This is a genomic window from Lentzea sp. NPDC036955 (genome assembly GCF_055608005.1).
In genome coordinates, this window is record NZ_JBVJRC010000009.1 from 373,827 (window position 1) to 393,482 (window position 19,656).

Annotated in this window: 20 protein-coding genes; 12 read left to right on the top strand and 8 right to left on the bottom strand. The window is 70.1% G+C overall.

The annotated features are described in order from the left end of the window. The first annotated feature begins 106 nt into the window (after positions 1 to 106). From ACZ7CF_RS31000 to ACZ7CF_RS31015, 4 genes are all read left to right on the top strand, one after another. The gene (locus tag ACZ7CF_RS31000; RefSeq protein ID WP_030468711.1) at positions 107 to 676 is read left to right on the top strand and encodes a sigma-70 family RNA polymerase sigma factor; all 570 of its coding nucleotides are present in this window, start codon (positions 107 to 109) and stop codon (positions 674 to 676) included. Beyond that, positions 673 to 1,416 carry an anti-sigma factor family protein gene (locus ACZ7CF_RS31005; protein WP_360396248.1) on the top strand — a complete coding sequence of 248 codons (744 nt, stop codon included), beginning with the start codon at positions 673 to 675 and terminating at the stop codon, positions 1,414 to 1,416. The genes ACZ7CF_RS31000 and ACZ7CF_RS31005 overlap by 4 nt, the downstream gene beginning before the upstream one ends. A gap of 157 nt (positions 1,417 to 1,573) precedes the next feature. Further along, on the top strand, positions 1,574 to 1,915 hold the full coding sequence (locus ACZ7CF_RS31010; protein ID WP_360396246.1) for a hypothetical protein: 342 nt from the start codon (positions 1,574 to 1,576) through the stop codon (positions 1,913 to 1,915). Positions 1,916 to 1,917: 2 nt separating this feature from the next. After that, positions 1,918 to 2,388, top strand: a complete 471-nt coding sequence (locus ACZ7CF_RS31015; protein WP_360396244.1) for a YkvA family protein — start codon at positions 1,918 to 1,920, stop codon at positions 2,386 to 2,388. Here the strand turns inward: ACZ7CF_RS31015 and ACZ7CF_RS31020 are convergent. Then, entirely contained in the window at positions 2,323 to 2,808 is a 486-nt protein-coding gene (locus ACZ7CF_RS31020; protein WP_458434360.1) for a GNAT family N-acetyltransferase, read from the bottom strand. The two genes, ACZ7CF_RS31015 and ACZ7CF_RS31020, sit on opposite strands and share 66 nt — an antisense overlap. A 65-nt stretch (positions 2,809 to 2,873) precedes the next feature. On the opposite strand from ACZ7CF_RS31020, the gene ACZ7CF_RS31025 reads away from it, so the two are divergent. The 3 genes from ACZ7CF_RS31025 to ACZ7CF_RS31035 are packed head-to-tail and all read left to right on the top strand — an operon-like array spanning position 2,874 to position 5,969. Further along, positions 2,874 to 4,022 (top strand): PP2C family protein-serine/threonine phosphatase, encoded by a 1,149-nt coding sequence (locus ACZ7CF_RS31025; protein ID WP_360396240.1) that lies wholly within the window; start codon positions 2,874 to 2,876, stop codon positions 4,020 to 4,022. Between the two features lie 7 nt (positions 4,023 to 4,029). Then, a complete protein-coding gene (locus tag ACZ7CF_RS31030; RefSeq protein WP_360396238.1) occupies positions 4,030 to 5,532 on the top strand; it encodes a sensor histidine kinase in 1,503 nt (500 codons plus the stop codon). Next, a complete protein-coding gene (locus ACZ7CF_RS31035; protein ID WP_360396236.1) occupies positions 5,529 to 5,969 on the top strand; it encodes a response regulator in 441 nt (146 codons plus the stop codon). The genes ACZ7CF_RS31030 and ACZ7CF_RS31035 overlap by 4 nt, the downstream gene beginning before the upstream one ends. Positions 5,970 to 6,088: 119 nt before the next feature. Here ACZ7CF_RS31035 and ACZ7CF_RS31040 read toward each other — a convergent pair whose 3' ends face one another. From ACZ7CF_RS31040 to ACZ7CF_RS31060, 5 genes are all read right to left on the bottom strand, one after another. After that, positions 6,089 to 6,223 (bottom strand): hypothetical protein, encoded by a 135-nt coding sequence (locus ACZ7CF_RS31040; RefSeq protein WP_360396235.1) that lies wholly within the window; start codon positions 6,221 to 6,223, stop codon positions 6,089 to 6,091. Next, complete coding sequence (locus tag ACZ7CF_RS31045) at positions 6,220 to 6,954, bottom strand: lysophospholipid acyltransferase family protein (protein ID WP_458431299.1); 735 nt, start codon at positions 6,952 to 6,954, stop codon at positions 6,220 to 6,222. Before ACZ7CF_RS31045 ends, ACZ7CF_RS31040 begins: the two co-directional genes overlap by 4 nt. Positions 6,955 to 6,978: 24 nt before the next feature. Then, positions 6,979 to 8,310: a hypothetical protein gene (locus ACZ7CF_RS31050; RefSeq protein ID WP_360396232.1), complete on the bottom strand. Its 1,332-nt coding sequence runs from the start codon at positions 8,308 to 8,310 to the stop codon at positions 6,979 to 6,981. Positions 8,311 to 8,550: 240 nt separating this feature from the next. Further along, complete coding sequence (locus tag ACZ7CF_RS31055; RefSeq protein ID WP_470371236.1) at positions 8,551 to 9,540, bottom strand: MBL fold metallo-hydrolase; 990 nt, start codon at positions 9,538 to 9,540, stop codon at positions 8,551 to 8,553. Between the two features lie 35 nt (positions 9,541 to 9,575). After that, positions 9,576 to 9,845: a GNAT family N-acetyltransferase gene (locus tag ACZ7CF_RS31060; RefSeq protein WP_360396228.1), complete on the bottom strand. Its 270-nt coding sequence runs from the start codon at positions 9,843 to 9,845 to the stop codon at positions 9,576 to 9,578. A gap of 39 nt (positions 9,846 to 9,884) precedes the next feature. Between ACZ7CF_RS31060 and ACZ7CF_RS31065 the strand changes: the two genes are divergently transcribed. The 4 genes from ACZ7CF_RS31065 to ACZ7CF_RS31080 all read left to right on the top strand — a co-directional run bounded on the left by ACZ7CF_RS31065 (position 9,885) and on the right by ACZ7CF_RS31080 (position 14,885). Further along, a complete protein-coding gene (locus ACZ7CF_RS31065) occupies positions 9,885 to 10,862 on the top strand; it encodes an LLM class flavin-dependent oxidoreductase (protein WP_470371237.1) in 978 nt (325 codons plus the stop codon). A gap of 46 nt (positions 10,863 to 10,908) precedes the next feature. After that, the gene (locus ACZ7CF_RS31070) at positions 10,909 to 11,394 is read left to right on the top strand and encodes a hypothetical protein (RefSeq protein ID WP_360396224.1); all 486 of its coding nucleotides are present in this window, start codon (positions 10,909 to 10,911) and stop codon (positions 11,392 to 11,394) included. A 184-nt stretch (positions 11,395 to 11,578) separates the two neighbouring features. Then, on the top strand, positions 11,579 to 12,370 hold the full coding sequence (locus tag ACZ7CF_RS31075) for an ABC transporter ATP-binding protein (protein ID WP_360396486.1): 792 nt from the start codon (positions 11,579 to 11,581) through the stop codon (positions 12,368 to 12,370). Then, a complete protein-coding gene (locus ACZ7CF_RS31080; RefSeq protein ID WP_470371238.1) occupies positions 12,363 to 14,885 on the top strand; it encodes an ABC transporter permease in 2,523 nt (840 codons plus the stop codon). The genes ACZ7CF_RS31075 and ACZ7CF_RS31080 overlap by 8 nt, the downstream gene beginning before the upstream one ends. 73 nt (positions 14,886 to 14,958) lie before the next feature. On the opposite strand, the gene ACZ7CF_RS31085 is transcribed toward ACZ7CF_RS31080, so the two are convergent. Continuing rightward, a complete protein-coding gene (locus ACZ7CF_RS31085) occupies positions 14,959 to 15,789 on the bottom strand; it encodes a dienelactone hydrolase family protein (RefSeq protein WP_470371239.1) in 831 nt (276 codons plus the stop codon). Positions 15,790 to 15,973: 184 nt separating this feature from the next. Here ACZ7CF_RS31085 and ACZ7CF_RS31090 point away from each other — a divergent pair, with 184 nt between their 5' ends. After that, the gene (locus ACZ7CF_RS31090; protein ID WP_470371240.1) at positions 15,974 to 17,899 is read left to right on the top strand and encodes an endo-beta-N-acetylglucosaminidase; all 1,926 of its coding nucleotides are present in this window, start codon (positions 15,974 to 15,976) and stop codon (positions 17,897 to 17,899) included. Here ACZ7CF_RS31090 and ACZ7CF_RS31095 read toward each other — a convergent pair. Then, a complete protein-coding gene (locus ACZ7CF_RS31095) occupies positions 17,883 to 19,586 on the bottom strand; it encodes a discoidin domain-containing protein (protein WP_470371241.1) in 1,704 nt (567 codons plus the stop codon). The genes ACZ7CF_RS31090 and ACZ7CF_RS31095 overlap by 17 nt on opposite strands. Positions 19,587 to 19,656: the final 70 nt, after the last annotated feature.

Below are 19,656 nucleotides of genomic sequence, written 5' to 3' on the forward strand. Positions count from 1 at the left end.
CCTTTCTCGGCTTGGGTACCGAGGAGTACGGACACGATCCGGCAACGGTTCACGAACTTCGTGAGGAATATTTGCCTCTCGACTTGAGACGGTTGATGGGGCAAGGATGTCCCCCGTGGCGCGGCATAGACGTCAACGTGAGTTAGACGAACAATCACCAAGACCGGGATCTCTCGAAGAAGAGTTGATCCGTCGGCTGTACGAGGAATTCGGCAGCGCCCTGCTGGGACACTGCATGCGGTTGACCGGCCATGATCGTCAATGGGCCGAGGACATCGTGCAGGAGACACTGGTCAGGGCTTGGCGCAACGCCGAGAAGCTCGAACGTGACCCCGTGCTCCTGCGGTCGTGGTTGTTCACGGTGGCAAGGCGGTTGGTCATCGACGACAGGCGAAAGCGGAGCGTCCGTCCGCAGGAGTTCGAACTGACCCCTTCGGACGAGTCGCCCTCGGGCGGTGAGGAGGACCGCACCCTCGCGGCGATCGTCGTCGCCGAGGCGATGAACGGTCTCTCCGAGGAGCACCGGGAGGCTATTCTCGAAACGTACCTGCGGGACCGCACCGTCGGTGAGGCCGCGGCGGCACTGGGCGTGCCACCGGGGACGGTCAAGTCGAGGGTGTACTACGCGCTGCGTGCGTTGCGGCGTGCGTTGCACGATCGGGGAGAGACGCGGTGACAACGGCACCAGACCACCTCGACGTCGCCGCCTACGTGCTCGGCATCCTCGATGCCGATGAGGTGGAGGCGTTCGAGAACCACCTGACCGAATGTCGGCGGTGTGCTCTTGACCTGCGCGACTTCGCGGTGGTGCCGGACCTCATCGACGAGGCCGACGCGGGCGGGATGCTGAGGGGGACGGCTCCGGAACGCCCGGACGGCAAGTCGGTGCGGGTCATGCTCGACGCGGTGGCGGCCCGGCGCAAGCGCAGGCGGTGGTTCATCGCGCAGGGCGTGGCCGCCGCGGCAGCCGGTGTCATCGCGGTGACCGCCGTGGTCACCACGCTGGTCGTCGGTGGCGACGACGGGTCGAACCAGGCGGGGGGCGGGCAGAACCCCAGCACGTCGACCTCGCAGACGCGGGTGGCCAACAACCAGGCCGACTCGTCGATGCAGGTGCAGCAGCAGGACCCGAACAGCGGTGTGTTCACGAAGATCACCGCGTCCGACGAGCCGTGGGGCACGTCGATGGACATCGAGGTCAGCGGGATGTCCGGCCCGTCCAAGGGCTCGCTCGTCGCGGTCGGCCGCGCGGGCCGCGTCGCCCAGGTCACGTCCTGGTTCGCACCGGAACCCGTGGCCGGCGACAAGAAGACGATCCGGTTGCAGGCGAACGTGGCCATGCGGTGGCACGAGATCGCCACCTTCCGCATCCACGACGAGAACGGCAAGGTGTTGCTCGAGGTCGTCGCTTCCTGACCCGAGCGGCGAAAAGCGCCCGGACCACCTGCCCCCGCTCGATCCGTGAGATCCTGTGGGGGCGGTTGTCGTTCTCGGGGAGGCTGTGCACGTGGCGATTGGCCCGTCAGCGGTCGAGCGTTGGCTCGATCTGTCCACATCGGAGCTGCGCGCTCAGGTGACGAAGCTCGTCTCGGCCCGGTTGCCGGGTGATCACGCGGTGTGGCAGGCGGTCCGGCGGCATCCCGCGCTGGTCGCGCGCATCCGCGGTGTCCTCTCCGGACTCGCGGCGTCCGCGGCCGGCAGCAAGGACGAGGCGATGCAGAAGGTCTGGATCTCCAAGGCGCGGCAGGCGCTCGACGTGTCCGCGCCACCACCGGTGAAGGCGGCGCGCAAGCCGGTGGTCAAGGAGGTTCCCGCGGAGGAGGCACCGGAGCAGGTGTTCGACTTCGCGCAGCCGGAACCGCAGCGGCAGCCGCCGAAGTCCATCCCGACGATGCTGTTCCAGGAGCCGAGTTAGCGATGGTCGTCTTCGGAGCGTTCATCTCCCTGTCCGGCCTGCTGATCCTGCTGCTGCGCGACGCGCCGCTCGGTGGCCTGAGCCCCACGCCGGTCGGCTGGGTGATGACAGCACTGGGCCTGGTGTTCCTGGCGCTGGGCGTCGTGCGCTACCGCCGCAGGCGCGCGCAGGGCCTGCCGGGGCCGGTCGGCAACCCGATCACCCGCGCCAAGGCCCTCCCGCGGTTGTGGAAGGCCTGGCGCAGCGGCGCGTACCGGGGGCTGCCCCGCAACCAGCTCGCCCTGTGGGCGGTGGCGCTGGTGTACCTGGTCTCGCCGATCGACCTGGTGCCGGAGCTGCTGCCGGTGATCGGCGTGACCGACGACGCGGGGGTGCTGGTGTGGCTGCTCAGCAGCCTGTCGGTGGCGTCAGGGACGTTCGTGCGCTGGGAGAAGGACCATCGCGACCCTGGTCGCGGGATCGAGGCCCCGTGAGGCCTCCTCGCGCATGAGCTCCGCGAGCCCCGGTGACGGCTCGGTGACCGTCCGGAACCCGAGCCGCTCGTAGTAGGGCGCGTTCCACGGCACGTCGCGGAACGTCGTGAGCGTCACAGCGCGGTCGGCCGGCGTGACGTGCTCGATCAACGCCGCGCCGATGCCCTGCCGTGCGCACGACGGGTGGACGCTCACCTGGTGGATGTGGGTGGCGTCGTCCACGGGGCCGACCGCGATGAACGCCACGGGCACCCCGCTGCCGCCCACCGCGACCCAGACCTCGTGCTCTGCCAGGGCTTCCAGCGACATCGGGGCGTCGGCGGCGATCTCGGGCATGCCGACGTCGGTGAACGGTTCGCCGGAGGCGACTTCGATCTCCTGGAGGTACGGCAGTTCGGCTGGTTGGGCGAGGCGGATCAACACGCCCGCCATCCTGATAGGCCGGACACCGACCGCGCAGCCGAATCGCGTTAAAGTCCGACGTGATGCGAACCAAGACCGTGCGCGTCCTCTTGGTCGAGGACGACGATGGTGACGCGGTCCTCGTCGAGGCGCTCCTCGAAGAGGCGAACGCGCCATTCCAGCTGACGCGTGCCCGCACGCTGGCCGAAGCGGAGACCCTGCTGGCCGACGCGGAGTGCGTGCTGCTCGACCTCGGCCTGCCCGACTCCCACGGCCTGAACGGCCTGCACCGGCTGCTGGGCATACCCCGCGCGCCCGCGATCATCGTGCTCACCGGCCTGGACGACGAGGGCGAGGGCATCGACGCGGTCGCGGCCGGTGCCGAGGACTACCTGGTCAAGGGTCAGGTCGACGGCGAGCTGCTGCTGCGCGGCGTGCGGTACGCGGTCGAACGGCGCCGGGCCGACGACGCCCAGCAGAAGCTGCGCGAGGCCACCCTGGTCGCTCAGGAACGCGCCCGCCTGGAACGCGGCCTGCTCCCTCCCCCGCTGCTCAAGGGCTCCGACCTGGACCTGGAGGTCCGCTACCAGCCCGGTGGCCAGCGGATGCTGCTCGGCGGTGACTTCTACGACGCGGTCGGCCTGCCCGACGGCACGGTGCACGCGATCATCGGCGACGTCTGCGGCCACGGCCCCGACGAGGCCGCGCTGGGCGTCTGCCTGCGGATCGCGTGGCGTGCGCTGGTGCTCGCGGGCGAACCGCCGGAGAAGGTGCTGCGGACGCTCGACCAGGTGCTGGTCGCGGAGCGGCACGGTGAGGGCATCTTCACCACGGCCTGCACCGTCACCGTGGCACCGGACCGGCGCTCGGCCCGGTACTTCCTCGCCGGTCACCCCGAACCGCTGCTGGTGGCCGGTCAGCAGATCGTGGACCTGCCCCAGTCGAAGATCGGCGTGCCGCTGGGCGTGCTGCCCGACTACGCGTGGACCGGCGTGGACGTGCCGCTGCCGCCCGGCTGGTCGCTCATGTGCTTCACCGACGGCCTGATCGAGGGCCGGGTGCCCGACGACACCGACCGCCTCGGTGTCGAGCGCCTGTGCGAGATCATGCAGGACGAGCTGCGCCGCGGCACCGCGTCGTGGCTCGATCCGGTGATCGCGGAGGTTACCCGGCTCAACGGCGGGGAACTAGACGACGACATGGCCGTCCTGCTGCTGAAAGACCCCAGGTGAAGCTCACGTGAAACTGTCCGACCGGATGCCGGCCAGCCGGATGCTGGTCGTCATCGTCACGGTGCTGCTCGTGATGACGGCGGTGGCGATCTCCTCGACCGTGGTGGCGCTCGACTCGCTTTCGACGGCCCGCCAGCGCGCGGTCGACGCGGTCGAGCCGGCCGCGCGGGAGGCGAAGGACCTCAACCGGGCGTTCCTCGACCAGGAGACCGGCCTGCGCGGGTTCGTCCTCACCGGTGAGGACGACTTCCTGCGGCCCTACCTCGACGGGCAGAACGCCGAGCGGGAGGCCGCGCAGCGGGTGCGCGACCACGTCGGTGACCCCGGCGGCCGGCTCGACCGCATCGGCCGGCTGGCGGGCCAGTGGCGTGCCGAGTACGCGGAGCTGACGATCACCGCGGTCCAGCTGTCCGGTCCCGGCAGCCCGAGCGACATCGAGCGCGGCAAGGTGCTGTTCGACCAGATCCGCGCCGAGCTGGCCGGGTTGCAGACCGACATCGGCGAGCTGGGCCGGCAGGCCAGGCAGGACCTGAGCGCCGCGGCGAACGTGGTGTTGTGGCTGGTCATCGGCATGGGCGTGCTGCTGGTCGCGGTGATCGGCGGCCTGTCGGCGCTGCTGCACCGCATGCTGATCGGTCCGCTCGCGAGCCTCGCCGAACAGGTCAGGGAGGTTGCGAACGGCGACTTCCAGCGCCGCATCGACGTGCACGGCCCGCGCGAGACGGTGATGCTCGGCGACGACGTCAACGCGATGCGCCACCGCATCGTGCAGGAGCTGGCGACGCTGGAGGCGGCGAAGACGGAGCTGCAGCGCTCGAACGCCGAGCTGGAGCAGTTCGCCTACGTGGCCTCGCACGACCTGCAGGAACCGCTGCGCAAGGTGGCGTCGTTCTGCCAGCTGCTGCAACGCCGTTACGGCGGGCAGCTCGACGAGCGCGCCGACCAGTACATCGACTTCGCCGTCGACGGCGCCAAGCGGATGCAGGGCCTGATCAACGACCTGCTGGCGTTCTCCCGCGTGGGCCGCATCACCCGCGAACGCACGATGGTGGACCTCAACCAGGTGGTGCGCCAGCTGGAGGACAGCTTCTCCGAGCGGATCGAGGAGACCGGCGCGACCCTCGTGGTCGCCGACCTGCCCCCGGTGCGCGGCGAGGCGACGCTGCTCAGCGCGGTGTTCCAGAACCTGATCAGCAACGCGCTGAAGTTCAGGGGCGAGGACCCGCCGGTCGTCACCATCGCGGCAGAACGCGACGGCGACATGTGGAGGTTCTCGGTGCACGACAACGGCATCGGGATCGAGCCGGAGTACGCTGACCGGATCTTCGTCATCTTCCAGCGCCTGCACCCGAAGGACGCCTACCCCGGCACGGGCATCGGACTGGCGATGTGCCGGAAGATCGTCGAGTACCACGGCGGCACCATCTGGCTGAACACCGGTGTGGACTCCGGTACGCGCTTCGAGTTCACGCTGCCCGCCACCGACGCACTGCCTGAGGAAACCGCATGAACGAGGCACCGCTGACCGTGATCGACGTCCTGCTCGTGGAGGACGACCCCGGCGACGCGCTGATGACGCAGGAGGCGTTCGAGCACCACAAGATCCGCAACCAGCTGCACGTGGTGAAGGACGGTGTGGAGGCGCTGGAGTTCCTGCGCCGCGAGGGCCAGTACGCGAACGCGCCGCGGCCGGGCCTGATCCTGCTGGACCTGAACCTGCCCCGCAAGGACGGCCGCGAGGTGCTGGCCGAGGTCAAGGCGGACGCCGAGCTGCGGTCGATCCCGGTGGTCGTGCTGACGACGTCGGAGGCGGAGGAGGACATCCTGCGCAGCTACAGCCTGTACGCGAACGCCTACGTGACCAAGCCGGTGGACTTCGACCGGTTCATCGACGTGGTGCGCCAGATCGACGACTTCTTCGTCACCGTGGTGAAGCTGCCGCGCTGATCACGGGCGGTTTCCCGGACAGCGCGGGCAGCCCCGCCGTTCTGGCGGGACTGGTCCACGGGGCTGCCTGCTCCGCCGAGCCCACCAGAGCTGGGCGGTAGCGGGTCCGTCGCCGGCGGTCAGTCGACGCTCAGCACGATCAACGGGTCGTCGTCCGCCTGCACGACCCACTGCTGCTCCTCGCGCGGTTCCGGGATCACGGAAGCCCACAAGCCGTCGCCGCCGGGCCTGATGCTTTCCTTGGGCAGAGTCATGTCCTTCGGCTACCCGGTTCCCCGGAACGTATGCCGGACAACGTGACCGCAATCGCATCCATCACCCGCGCGGTCGCCTCGTCCAGCACCTCGGCGGTCAGTTCGCGGTCGTAGAGGTCGCTCAGGTCGACCGGCGCACCCGCGACCACCTCGACCCGCTTGCGCGGCAGCAACCGCGGCAGCACGGTGCCCCTGGGCAGCAGGTCCTGGGTGCCCCACTCGGCGACCGGGACGACCGGGGCGCGGCTCTCCAGGGCCATCCGCGCGACGCCGGACTTGCCCTTCATCGGCCAGTTGCCGGGGTCGTCGGTGAACCTGCCCTCGGGGAACACCATCACGCACTCCCCCGCCTTCAGCGCCTCCACGGCCGGGCGCAGCGCCCTGGCGGCCTTGACGGTGCCCCGTTCGACCGGGATGTGGCCGCCTGAGCGCATGACCCGGCCGAAGAGCGGCGTGCGCCAGAGCGAGGCCTTCGCGAGGATGCGCGGGACGCGGTCCGACATCAGCGCGAAGACGACGGCGGCGACCGTGTCCGAGTTCGACAGGTGGTTGAACGCGAGGATCACGCCACCGGTGCCGGGCACGTGCTGACGGCCCCGCACGCGCAGGCGGACGAACAGCACGACGATCGGCCACAGGACGTCGATGGCCAGGGAGAACCAGAAACCTCTGCCTCGTCGTGGCATCTTCCACGTCCAGGCGGCGAGCTCGAGCGGGGTCACGCCCGCCATTCCAGCACGCGAGCCCGGGACGGATCAGGGATTGACGGAAAGATCGACGATCGTGACCGCGGGGCGGGTGCACCGGTCGAGTGCGGCCTGCGCCTGGCTCAGCTCGGCTTCTCCCGCTCTCCCGACGACGTCGTCGAGAACGGGTTCGAGCCTGCGCTCGGTCAGTCGTTTGACGACGCTTTCGGTCATGCCCGTGATGCCGGCGTCGTTGGCCACCGCGGTCACCTCCAGGCCGGGGCGCTCGCCGGCCGGTGCCGAACGCCGCCGGGGGACGAAGAGGAACCTCCTCGCCAGGCCCAGGTGCGCGGCGGCGCACAGGCCTGCCGCACGGTGGACAGCCCGTACCGCGAGCACGCCGGACAGCACCTGAGCCCGCCGGCTGCCGCCGCTGTCGTGGTCGGAGGAGAGGTGGCGCAGGCAGGCCCGCCGCACGACCTGTTCCAGGGAGGGGGACCGGAGGGCGTCCTCGACGCCTCGCACATCCCCTTCCAGCAGCTGTGGATACCTTCGGCGCACTTGGTCCACGTACTCGGGCGAGCGCTGACCGAGCATCATGTCGCGCTTGAGCCACTCCGCCTCGTGCGGACCGCTGGGGGCCTCCGCCCCGGGGTCCCAGGGAACGCCGTACTGGCGGATCTCACCCATGAAGACCTCGACCGACATGGAACCGCCGCCGGTCGGCCTCCTGACGGTGAACGAGCGCATTTCTTCGCGCATCCTGTCGATCAGCTCCGCGGCGAGGAGAGCCCGCCGGACGAACTCCGGGGACTCCACCTCCACCTCACCGGAGATCAGCGGCGACAGCAACTCGTTGGCGGCGGCACCGAGGGCGACGCTCTTCTTGAACAGCCTCCAAAGATTCGATTCGTCGCTCGTGCCCGTCCAGGTCCTCGTTCTTCCGTCGCCGTACGCGGATGCGATTCGGACGTCCGGCATGCCGTCGGCGCTCACGACGACCGTGGGCGCGTTCCACGTGACGACGGACGCGAAAGCCTGGCGTGGCGGATGCCCGGCTCCGGACGCTTCCGCCAGGTCGGCGTAGTAGCGCCGGAACGCGCACGCGGACCGCCCGACGCGGAGGTGCCCGAACGCCTGCTCGACCTCCTGCCCGGTCTCCACGGCGAACCGCGCCACCGCGCTGCCGCAGAACCCCAGGCCGACGAGCAAGCGCCGCGCCTCGTCCCGGCTGACCTCCGCCACCTCGGGCAGGCCGGCGAGCACTTCCGAGCTCAGCTCCCTCACGAGGTCCTCGGCCGCCGCCGCGCTCTTCCCGGCACCCCAGGCCGCCGTGGGCAGGCGCCGCAACACCCACTCGTCTGCCCGTGCGACGGCTCCCGATGCCGCTAGACCAATCATCGCAAACTCCACCGTGGGCCTGGAACACGACGAGTCGAAAAACAAAAGATGTGCGCCACACACCGGCGGAATTCACGACAAAGCCGAGGACCATTGACGCGATTCCGTCGAGGAAAGCCGGTGAGTCACCTCACCTCGTGGTATCGACTGTAGTTTCCCCGTCGAGAAGAATGAAGCGAAAATGGAGGAATGCCCGTTTGGTCATCGCTCTTGCCCGAAACTCCCTCAGGCCCTCCGCCGTCAGGACAGGTACTCGAACACGCCCCCGGACTCCGTCCGGGTCAGTTCGCCGCGTTCGACGAGGACGTCGAGGTGCGCGGCGGTCTCGCCGATCGCGAGCACCTGGTTGAACATGTCGAGGTCGTCGAACCGGCGTTGCCGGCGGGTCCAGCCGATCTTGCGGGCGGTCTCGAACGCGGTGCCCGCGACGGCCTTGCCGATCTCCTCCAGCCGCTGCTCGTGGAAGCCCAGCAGCTCGTCCACGCGGGCGTGGACGCTGTCGGTCACGGGACCGTGCGCGGGCAGGAGCTTGAGGTCGGGCAACCCGCGCGTGAGCCGCAGCGAGGTCATGTAGTCGCCCAGGGGCAGTTCGGGGCGCAACGGCTCGAAGCCGATCGACGGGGTGATGTGCGGCAGGACGTGGTCGCCGGAGAACAGGACCTTCGCGGTGTGGTCGACGAACACGACGTGGCCGCGGGTGTGTCCCGGCGTCGGGATGACCTCCAGGCTGCGGTGCTCCAGGTCGAGGGTCGACGCGGTGAGCCACTCGTCGGGTTCCTCGTAGTCGCGCAGCGCCTCGCCGCGGTCGACGCTGTGCATGATCTTGACCCACGTCTCCGCGAGCTCGCCGGCACCCCACTTGCGCAGGTCGGAGACGTGCTGGTCCTCCTGGCCGTGCAGCATGTGCCGCAGCGACGGCTGCTCGCCGAGGCCCAGGCCGATCTTGCTGCCGAACACCCTGCGCAGCGACACCGCCATCGTGAAGTGGTCGCGGTGCACGTGCGTGACGAGGAACCGGCGGATGTCCTCGAAGCCCTTGCCCAGGGTGCCGAGCGCGGCCTCCAACTGGTCGCGGGCCTCGTCGAGGGCCCAGCCGGAGTCGATCATCACCAGGCCGTCGCCGTCCTCGACCGCGTACACGTTGACCGCCCGCAGGCCGTCGTTGGGCAGCGGCAGCGGAATGCGGTGCACACCTGGTGCCACCTCGAACGCGCCCGGCTCACTCCACACGCCCGCTCACCCCGATCGTTAGCGCTCGCAACTATCTACCGGACGGTAACACGGTATTCGGGGTGCTTGTCGATGTACTTCGCCACGAACGGGCACAGGGGCGAAATCTTCACCCCGCGGGCCTGGACGTCGTCCAGTGCGAACTTCGCGAGCTGCCCGCCGAGGCCCTGCCCGGCGTAGGCGTCGTCGACCTCGGTGTGCACGAGCGCGAGGACGCCGCCCACGTCCCGGTACTCCAGGAAGCCCGCGAGCTTCCCGTCGACGTGGACCTCGTAGCGGCTCTCCGCGCGGTTGTCGGTGACCATGTCGACCATCTAACCCCGCGCGCTGGAAAAATGTCCGTCATGGACGTCTACCTGCTGATCCTCGGCGACCACCTGCCCAACCCGTGCACGGGCCGGGAGGTGCCGCAGGCCGAACGGCTGCGGGCGATGGTCGAGCAGGCGGTGGTGGCCGAGGATGCGGGGTTCGCCGGCGTCGCGATCGGCGAGCACCACTTCACCCGCTACATCGTGTCCGCCCCCGAACTGCTGCTGTCGGCCGTGGCGGCGCGGACGTCCACGCTGCGGCTGTCCACGGGCGTCACGCTGCTCGCCCACCGCGACCCGGTCCTGGTGGCCGAGGCGCTGGCGACGCTCGACGTGCTGTCGAGCGGGCGCGCGGAGCTGATCGTGGCGCGCGGGGTGGACCAGCAGACCGATGCGGCGTTCGGGGTGCAGCCCGGTGAGCTGCGGGCCCGGTTCGAGGAGCACCTGCGGCTGCTGCTCAAGCTGCTGGAGGAGCCGGAGGTGAGCTGGGACGGGCGGTTCCGCGGCCAGCTGACCGAGGTGACGACGACGCCGCGGCCGGTGCAGACGCCGCGCCCGACGGTGTGGATCGGGTCGGGATCGGCGGTGTCGGCCGATCTCGGGGCCGAGCTGGAGATGCCGCTGATGCTGCCCTCGACGCTGCGCGACCCGTCGATCTACCAAGACGTCGTGCAGCGCTACCGCGAACGCTTCCCCACCGGCCGCGTCGGGGTGCCCAGCCACGTGTTCGTGGCGGAGTCCGACGCGCGCGAGCGGTGGCGGCCGCACCTGGCCGAGTACGCGCGGTTCGCCGACCCGTGGCGCGGTGACGGTGACATCGATGTCGACGAGATCATGGAGGGTGCCGCGGTCTGCGGGACGCCCGACGAGGTGGCGGCGCGGCTGAACGCGTTGGCGCGGACGCTGTCCATCGACACGCACCTGGTGATGGTGGACATCGGGGGCATGCCCCACGAGTCGGTCATCGAGACGATCCGGCTCTTCGGTGCCGAGGTGCTGCCGAAACTTGTTTAACACCAACGGCGCCAAGGCTTAACACGGGCCGGTCAGGATCTGTCCCGTGGGCATCACCGTCATCGGCATCACGCACCCGGACCAGGTCGGGGCACTCCCCGGCGGCACGAACGTGCTGGTGCTGGCCGATGACGGCACGTGCGCCGACGAGTTCCTCGACACCGACTTCGGCGCGCACCAGCTGGTGGTGCGGGCCTCCGGGCGCGGGTCGGCGTTCTTCGCGGTGGCGGACAAGGCCCGTGAGGTGGGCGCGGACCGGGTCCTCTTCGGTGGCGTGCACGAGACCGCCACCGGGTTCGTCACCGGGGAGGACCCCGTGCTCGTGCTGGGCGTGCGCCCGCCGGGCGGACCGATCGCGCTCAACGCCGCGTTCGGGCGGTGGCTGGACCGCTGGCCGCGGCCCGCGAGCGCCTACCTCGGCGACGTGGACCACTGGCTCGCCGCGAACGCGCTGCGCGAAGGCCTGCGGGTGGAACTGGTTTCGTGGCGGATGGAACCCACCGTCCCCATGCGACGGAAGTTGACCGCCTAGTCATCCGAAGGCGGAAGACACTGTGCCGCCTGTGGAATACCGTTCCCCTCGCGACCACGCGATGACGCGCACCCGCCGGGGCTGAGAGCTCTCTCAGCATGCCGGTGCTGAGGTGTGGGGGCACACTGGTTCAGGGTTGATCTCAGGGGAAGACCTGACCCTCCGGTACGCCGCGTCGTCGAAGATGGTGCGCAAGAAATCCCACAGGAGGGGACAGACAGTGAGCACGTCCGATGGAGTCGCGGCGAGAGCCGTCGACGTGTGGAAGGAATACGGGTCCGGCGACGCCGCCGTGACCGCGCTCGCGGGGGTGAGCGTCGAGCTGGAGCGGTCGCGGTTCACCGCGATCATGGGACCGTCGGGGTCGGGCAAGTCGACCCTGATGCACTGCCTGGCGGGGCTGGACGACGTGACCCGCGGCGAGGTGTGGATCGGTGACACCAAGGTCACCGGCCTGAAGGACCGGGGGCTCACCGAGCTGCGGCGCGACCAGGTCGGGTTCATCTTCCAGCAGTTCAACCTGCTGCCGACGCTGACCGCCGAGGAGAACATCACGCTGCCGCTCGCCATCGGCGGCAAGAAGGTCGACCGGGAGTGGTTCGACGTCGTCATCGACACCGTCGGCCTGCGCGACCGGCTCTCGCACCGCCCGACGCAGCTGTCGGGTGGCCAGCAGCAGCGCGTGGCCTGCGCGCGTGCCCTGGTGTCGCGGCCCGAGGTCGTGTTCGCGGACGAGCCGACCGGCAACCTGGACTCGCAGTCCGGTGCCGAGGTGCTCGCGTTCCTGCAGCGGTCCGCCCGCGAGTTCGGGCAGACGATCGTGATGGTCACGCACGACCCGAACGCCGCGTCGTACGCAGACCGCGTCATCTTCCTCAAGGACGGCCACATCGTCCGCGAGCTGCTGGCGCCCTCGGCCGACGAGGTCCTGGAGACGATGAAGCACCTCGACGGTGTCGTGGTGCCACATGCTTAAGGCCACTATCAAGAGCTTGCTGTCGCGCAAGCTCCGGCTGGTGCTGTCCGCGCTCGCGGTGGTGCTGGGCGTGATGTTCGTGTCCGGGTCGTTCGTGCTGACCGACACGCTGCAGCGGTCGTTCACTGACCTGTTCTCGTCGGCGTTCGCCAACGTGGACGTCTCGGTGTCGCCGAAGCAGGAGAAGGGCAAGGAGCCCCAGCCGCTCACGCCGCAGGCGATCGCCGACGTGAAGGCGGTGCCGGGCGTGGCGTCCGCGGTCGGCGAGGTGCAGGGGTCCGCGCGGCCGATCGGCAAGAACGGCAAGGTCATCACGACCTCCGGCGCACCGCGGTTCGGCACCAACTGGACCGGCACCGGCCAGGAGAAGATCCGCGACGGCAAGGCTCCCGCGGCCGACGACGAGGTCGTCGTCAACGCCTACCTCGCCTCGACCGGTGGCTTCAAGGTCGGCGACGAGATCGGGCTGCTCACGCTGGAGCCGAAGAAGACCTTCAAGATCGCCGGTGTCTACGAGTACGCCGGTGGCCGCGAGTCGCTGGGCGGCGAGCTGTCCGTGGCGTTCACCGAACCCGTGGCGCAGCGGCTGTTGCTGGGCAAGCAGGACGCGTACTCCTCGGTCACCGTGACCGCCGCGGCCGGCACGTCCGACGACGCGCTGCGCGACGCCGTGGCCGCGAAGCTCGGCTCCGGCTACGACGTGAAGACCGGTGCGACGCTCGCGAAGGAGCAGGCCGACCAGATCAACGAGGGCCTGAAGTTCTTCAACTACGTGCTGCTCGGGTTCGCCGGCATCGCGTTGTTCGTCGGCATCTTCATCATCCTCAACACGTTCTCCATCATCGTCGCCCAGCGCACGCGGGAGCTCGCGCTGTTGCGGTCGATGGGCGCCTCCCGCGGCCAGGTCATCGGCTCGGTGGTGCTGGAGGCGTTCGTGATCGGCCTCATCGCGTCGATCGCCGGCCTCGGGGCAGGGGTCGGCGTCGGGGCGCTGCTGGCGACGATCTTCAGCTCGGTGGGCGGCACGAACCTGCAGCTCGCGGGCATCGGGGTGCCGGCGTCCGCGGTGATCTCGTCGTTCGCGGTCGGCATCGTCGTCACCGTGGTCGCGGCGGTCCTGCCTGCGCTGCGGGCGTCGCGGATCGCACCGGTCGCGGCCATGCGCGAGGCGGCCACGCCGGACCGGCCGCTGACGAAGATCACCGTCACCGGCGCGCTGGTCGCGGCCGCCGGTGGCACGGCACTGGCCTTCGGCTTCCGGCAGGCGTCGTTGCCGTTGATCTTCGGCGGCATCCTGGTGGCGTTCGTGGGCGTGGCGCTGCTGACGCCGATCCTGTCGCGGCCGATGGTGTCGCTGATCGGCCGGCTGCTGTCGTGGTCGATGCCGGGCCTGCTGGGCCGGCGCAACTCCGCCCGCAACCCGCGCCGCACCGCCATCACCGCCGCCGCGCTGATGGTGGGCATCTCGCTGATCACCGGCGTGAGCGTGGTGCTGACGTCGGCGACCAAGTCGATCGAGAAGCTGGCCTCCGGTCAGCTGCAGACCGACCTGATCATCTCCGGTGAGGGCCAGGCGGAGGGCCAGCCGGCGACGTTCCCGCGGGACGTGCTGTCGGAGGTCGAACGGACCGAGGGCGTGAAGTCGGCCGTCGGCTGGTCGCAGGACGGTGTGCTCCAGGGCGACAGCCAGCTGTTCGCGGTCGGCGTCAACGACGTGCCCGCACTGGCGACGATGTTCGCGCTGAAGCCGAAGTCCGGTGAGATCGCGCCGCTGAAGGACGACCAGCTCGCGCTGCCCGAGGAGATGGCGGCCGAGAAGGGCTGGACGGTCGGCAGCACGGTGTCGCTGCAGCTGGCCAGGGCCGCGCAGCCGCAGACCTTCACGGTCGGGTTCATCTGGGCCAAGTCCCAGGTGCTGCAGGGTGCGCTGGTGCTGCCGGAGTCGGCGGGCAAGAACTTCCGCTCCGACCGGGTCGCCCAGGCGTTCGTGCAGGTGAACCCCGGCACCAGTGCGGCGGACGTGCAGAAGCGGGTCGAGCCGCTGTTCGCCGACAACCCCGAGATCACCGTGCAGGACCGCAGCGCGTTCGTGAAGCAGACGACCTCGCAGTTCGACACGGTCCTGCTGATGATCCAGATCCTGCTGGCGCTCGCGATCCTCATCGCGGTGCTGGGCGTCATCAACACCCTGGCGCTGTCGGTGATCGAACGGACCCGCGAGCTCGGTCTGCTGCGCGCCATCGGCATGCGGCGCTCGCAGGTGATGCGGATGATCACCGTCGAGTCGGTGGTGATCTCCGTCTTCGGCGCGGTCCTCGGTCTCGCGGTCGGCCTCGCGCTGGGCGTCGCGACCGTGCAGGCGCTGAAGGACCAGGGCATCTCCGAGCTCGGTTTCCCGTGGGCCACGATGGTCCAGTACCTGGTGGTGGCCGCGTTCGTCGGCGTGGTCGCGGCGATCCTGCCGGCCATCCGCGCCGCACGGCTCAACGTCCTGGACGCCATCGCCTACGAGTGATCCTTGTTCTGGCGTCTGCAAGTACTGCCGACCACCGTGTCGGTAGTACTTGCAGACGCCTTGCCCACCGGGGTCAGGAGTGCGGGCAGGTGTCGCGGTACGCGCTGATGGCGGTGTTCGGCGCGGGGGCCGGGCACAGGAACTGGTCGTAGCGCAGGTCGTCGTCGACGAACCGCTTGAGCCACGACAGCGTGAACTTGCGGACGGTCACGTTGTCGCTGCGCGGGTCGGAGTGGTCGCCGCCGCGCAGTTCGAGGAACGCCTTGTCCGGTGCGGCGGTCATCGAGGTGTAGAACGGCAGCGAGTGCTGCGAGTTGGGTGCGGTCGGGTCGCTCTGGCCGCCGAGCACGAGGGTCGGGACGCCGACGGCCGACCAGTTCTTCGTGGTGTGCCAAGCGGCCAGCGGGATGGAGGCCTGCAGGGCGGGCCGGGAGACCGAGGCGCGCAGTGCGCCGCCGCCGCCCATCGAGTGACCCATCACGGCCAGGCGCGAGGCGTCGACGCGGGGGTTGGTGCGGACGGCGTAGTCCAGTGCCGCGAGCAGCTGGCGGCCGCGGCTGTCGGGGTCGTCGAAGCCGGACAGGGTGTTGATGGTGACCACCACGAACCCGAAGGACGCGAGCCGGGGACCGAAGTGCGCGACCGACGACTGGGTGGCGGTGAAGCCGGGTGAGACGGCGACAGCGCCGAACTTGAGGTCGCTGGTGGGGGTGTAGACGGTGCCGCCGCCGAAGTCCGGCTGGCGGGCGATGGTGGTCTGGGTGACGGCGAAGGTGCCGCGCGACGCCTCGACCGACGCGGCCGTGGGTGCCGGACCGCGTTCGTGGGGGTTGGCCAGCGCGGTGGCGGTGGCGGTGGGGGCGAAGGCCAGGACGAGTGCCGCGACAACGACTTTGATGCGCACGACGAATACACCTCAATTGGTTGCAGGGGAACCAAAACGGCGTCCCCAACGCTACCGCTCGGTAGGCTCGTCCGATTCGTCCGGTCGGATGGTTACCGAGCGCAGCTGAGCAGGGAATTGTCGTCCGATCAGGTCACCGTAGAGGCGGTATGCGACGAATCAGATGCCGCACAAGGGTGAGCGCGTGCCCACCAGGAGACAGTTCCTCGTACTGAGCTCAACGGCAGCGCTAACAGGTCTGCTGCCCGACGCCCCCGCTTCCGCGCTGGCCGATGTCGCCCAGCCGTACGCGTCCTACTGGCACCCCGCCACGATCCTCGACTGGGATCCGGCGACGGACCGGGACGCGCGGTACAACCGCAGCTCGGTCCCCCTCGCCCGGCGCGTCGTGCCCGCCCGGCCGGCCAACCCGCACGCCCGCGCGAACGAGGCGCGGGTGCAGGCGCTGGTCGCGTACGCGCCGACGAGCGGCAACCCCGCCCAGGGCGCGCTCGACATGAACTACTACGCCACCAACTACTGGCAGTACGTCGACGAGCTGGTGTTCTGGGGCGGCAGCGCCTCCGAGGGCCTGATCCTCGCGCCGAACCCGACCGTCACCGACGCCGCGCACCGCAACGGCGTGAAGGTGATCGGCAACGTGTTCCTGCCGCCCACCGCGTACGGCGGTCAGCTGCAGTGGGTGCGGGACCTCGTCCGGCGCGAGGGCGACCGGTTCCCGGTGGCGGACAAGATGGTCCAGGTGGCCCGCCACCACGGTTTCGACGGCTGGTTCCTCAACCAGGAGACCGCCGGCGGCAACGCCCAGCTGGCCGCCGACATGCGCGACTTCATCGTCTACCTGAAGAGGAGCGGCCTGCGGATCATCTGGTACGACGCGATGACCGACACCGGCAGCGTCTCCTGGCAGAACGCGCTGACCGCGCGCAACCGGATGTTCTTCGCCCCCTCCGACGAGATGTTCCTGAACTTCTGGTGGAGCGCGCAGGGCTTGCAGAACTCGGCGAACCTCGCCCGGCAGATGGGTCGCAGCCCGTACGACCTGGCGTCCGGTGTGGACGTCGAGTCGAACGGCTACAACACCAGCGTCGCCTGGGCCTCGATCTTCCCCGAGGGCGGGCCGCACACCACCTCGCTCGGCTTCTACCGTCCGGAGTGGACGTTCAAGTCCGCGACCGGTCCCGCCGACTTCTACGCGCGGGACAACAGGTTCTGGGTCGGGCCGAACGGCGACCCGGCCAACACGACGACAAACGCGGCGTGGAAGGGCGTCGCCCACCACATCACCGAGCTGACGCCGATCACCTCCCTGCCGTTCGTCACGAACTTCAACACCGGGCACGGCCGCAAGTTCGCCGTCGGCGGCACGGTCCGTTCGACGCAGCAGTGGAACAACCTGGCGTTGCAGGACGTGCTGCCGACCTGGCGGTGGAGCGTCACCGGCAGCGGCACGAAGGTCGTGCCCTCGCTGGACTGGGACGACCCGTACGACGGCGGCACCGCGCTGAAGATCACCGGCACACCCGCGTCCGCCAACGACGTGCGGCTGTTCGCGACGGCGCTCCCCCTCACCGGCAGCAGCCAGTTCGAGGTCGTGCACCGCACCGGCACCGGTCCGTCGCGGTTGCAGGCCGTGCTGCGGATCGGGACCACCGAGCGGGTGCTCGACCTCGGCAGCGTCAGCGGCGGGTGGCGGCGCAGCGTGTTCCCGCTCGGTGAGCACGCCGGTGCGACGCTCACCGAGATCGCGCTGCGGGTGCTGCCCGGCGGCCCGGTGACCGCCCTCGTCGGCCGCATCGGCGTCACCGACCCGGCCATGACCGCACCCGCCGCACCGGCGAACCCGCGGGTGGAGCTGGTGAGCCGCACCGACGCCGCCACGGTGTCGGCACGGCTCACCTGGACCCGCTCCCCCGGCCGGGTCCGGCAGTACCGGGTCTACAAAGCCGGTCCCGAACGGCTCTTCCTCGGTGGCACGCCGAACGACGCGTACTTCGTGCCCGCGATCCCGCTCACGAACGGCGAGACGGCGCAGATCGAGGTCGAGGCGGTCGACGAGGCGTTCGACGTCTCGCCACCCGCTCGCACGACGATCACTGGTACACCCTGACGTAGTCGAGCACCATGTCCTGCGGCAGCTGCGTCCCGGCCCCCGGCGGGCCGGGCCAGTCGCCGCCCACGGCGTTGTTGATGATCAGGAAGAACGGGTGGTCGTACACCCACGGCCCGCGGGTGGTCTCCAGGACGTTGCGGTCGACGGTGAAGAACCGGTTGCCGTCCACGCTGAACGTCATGTGGCTGGAGTCCCACTCGACGGCGAACGTGCGGAACGCCGCCGCCGCGGGCTGGCCGAGGTCGAGCGGGGAGCCGTACCCGCCCGCGCCGAAGTACGCCGGGGCGTGCAGCGTCGAGTAGACCCGGTTCGGCTCCTTGCCGACGTGCTCCATGATGTCGATCTCGCCGGTGTGGGGCCACGGCCGGCGCTGGTCGAAGAAGTCAGCGCCCAGCATCCAGAACGCGGGCCACAACCCCTGCGTGGACGACACCTTGATCCGCGCCTCGACCCGGCCGTAGGTGAACGTGAACTTGCCGTAGGTGTTGAGGCGCGCGGAGGTGTACTGGCAGGTCGTGCTGCCGCTGACCGGGTCGACCGGGCAGGCGCTGCCCGGCGTGACCTCGCGGCGGGCCTGCAGCACCAGGTTGCCGTTGCCGTCGTGGCGGGCGTTGTTGTTGTTCGTGTAGTACTGCAGCTCGTTGTTCACCCCGGGACCGGTCTCCGGCTGCCACTTCGAGGCGTCCGGCGCGGTGCCCGCGGGGGCGTTGAACTCGTCGGACCAGACGAGCCGGCCGGGGAACGACGGGTTCGGGGGCAGCGGTGGCGCGGGCGTCGGGTTGCCGCCGGTGCCGTAGACCTGGAACTCCCACAGCGAGTAGCCGTAGCCGTTCGACCGGGCCGTGCCGTACATCCGCACGTACCGGCCGGTGCCGCTGACGGTCAGCGTCTCCTTGAACCCGCGGCCGGTCGTGGTCGAGTAGAGCTGCCGCCAGGTCGCGTTGTCGTCGGACACCTCGATCCGGTACGCGGTCGCGAACGCCGGGTCCCACTGCAGCACGACCTTGGAGATCCGGGCCGTGGCGCCGAGGTCGACGGAGATCCAGCCGGGGTCGACCCAGCCGGTGGTCGCGCTGGTCGCCCACCGGGTGGCGGGGTCGCGGTCGAACGCCTTGGCCGGGGTGCAGCCACCGCAGTTCGGGTCGTCCTGGAACGTCGAGGCGGACCCGGTCTTGCCATACGACAGCAGGGTTTCCGCGCTGCCGGAGTCGCGGGTGCCGAACACCTGGAACTCCCACAGCGAGTAGCCGTACTGCGTGGCGCGCTGGGTGAGGTCGAGCCGCACGTACCGGCCGGTGCCGGAGACCGCGAGCGTCTCCGTGCCGCCGGGTCCGGCGGTGGTGCGGCGCAGCTCCTGCCACGAGTTGCCGTCGGCGGAGATGCTGAGCGTGTACGCCCTGGCGCTCGCGGCCTCCCAGGCCAGCACGACCTGGTCGACCTTCGCCGGGGAGCCGAGGTCGACCTGGATCCACTGCGGGTCGCTGAACTGGCTGGACCAGCGGGTGCCGGGGTCGCCGTCGACAGCGGCCGTCGCGCTGAACGCGGCGTTCTCGCTGCTGGAGGCGGTGACGGGACGGTTCTGGGAGAGCAGCGGGCCGGCGGCCTGCGCCGGCGTGATCGTGGCCGCGACCAGCGCCGCGGCGACGAGCAGGGGCAGTCTCGTGCGGTGGGGCCTTCCTGACATGGGTGCTCCTGAAGCCGATGAACGGGCGACGAGGCGTGAGAGAGCGCTCTCTGCGACAGGAGTTCAGCAC

Coding starts and splice junctions, on each gene's coding strand:
- ACZ7CF_RS31015 (WP_360396244.1), top strand. CDS start 1,918: ATGGTCGTCTTCGGAGCGTTCATCTCCCTGTCCGGCCTGCTGATCCTG.
- ACZ7CF_RS31040 (WP_360396235.1), bottom strand. CDS start 6,223: ATGACTCTGCCCAAGGAAAGCATCAGGCCCGGCGGCGACGGCTTGTGG.
- ACZ7CF_RS31065 (WP_470371237.1), top strand. CDS start 9,885: ATGGACGTCTACCTGCTGATCCTCGGCGACCACCTGCCCAACCCGTGC.
- ACZ7CF_RS31050 (WP_360396232.1), bottom strand. CDS start 8,310: ATGATTGGTCTAGCGGCATCGGGAGCCGTCGCACGGGCAGACGAGTGG.
- ACZ7CF_RS31060 (WP_360396228.1), bottom strand. CDS start 9,845: ATGGTCACCGACAACCGCGCGGAGAGCCGCTACGAGGTCCACGTCGAC.
- ACZ7CF_RS31035 (WP_360396236.1), top strand. CDS start 5,529: ATGAACGAGGCACCGCTGACCGTGATCGACGTCCTGCTCGTGGAGGAC.
- ACZ7CF_RS31045 (WP_458431299.1), bottom strand. CDS start 6,954: ATGGCGGGCGTGACCCCGCTCGAGCTCGCCGCCTGGACGTGGAAGATG.
- ACZ7CF_RS31095 (WP_470371241.1), bottom strand. CDS start 19,586: ATGTCAGGAAGGCCCCACCGCACGAGACTGCCCCTGCTCGTCGCCGCG.
- ACZ7CF_RS31000 (WP_030468711.1), top strand. CDS start 107: ATGTCCCCCGTGGCGCGGCATAGACGTCAACGTGAGTTAGACGAACAA.
- ACZ7CF_RS31080 (WP_470371238.1), top strand. CDS start 12,363: ATGCTTAAGGCCACTATCAAGAGCTTGCTGTCGCGCAAGCTCCGGCTG.
- ACZ7CF_RS31025 (WP_360396240.1), top strand. CDS start 2,874: ATGCGAACCAAGACCGTGCGCGTCCTCTTGGTCGAGGACGACGATGGT.
- ACZ7CF_RS31075 (WP_360396486.1), top strand. CDS start 11,579: ATGGTGCGCAAGAAATCCCACAGGAGGGGACAGACAGTGAGCACGTCC.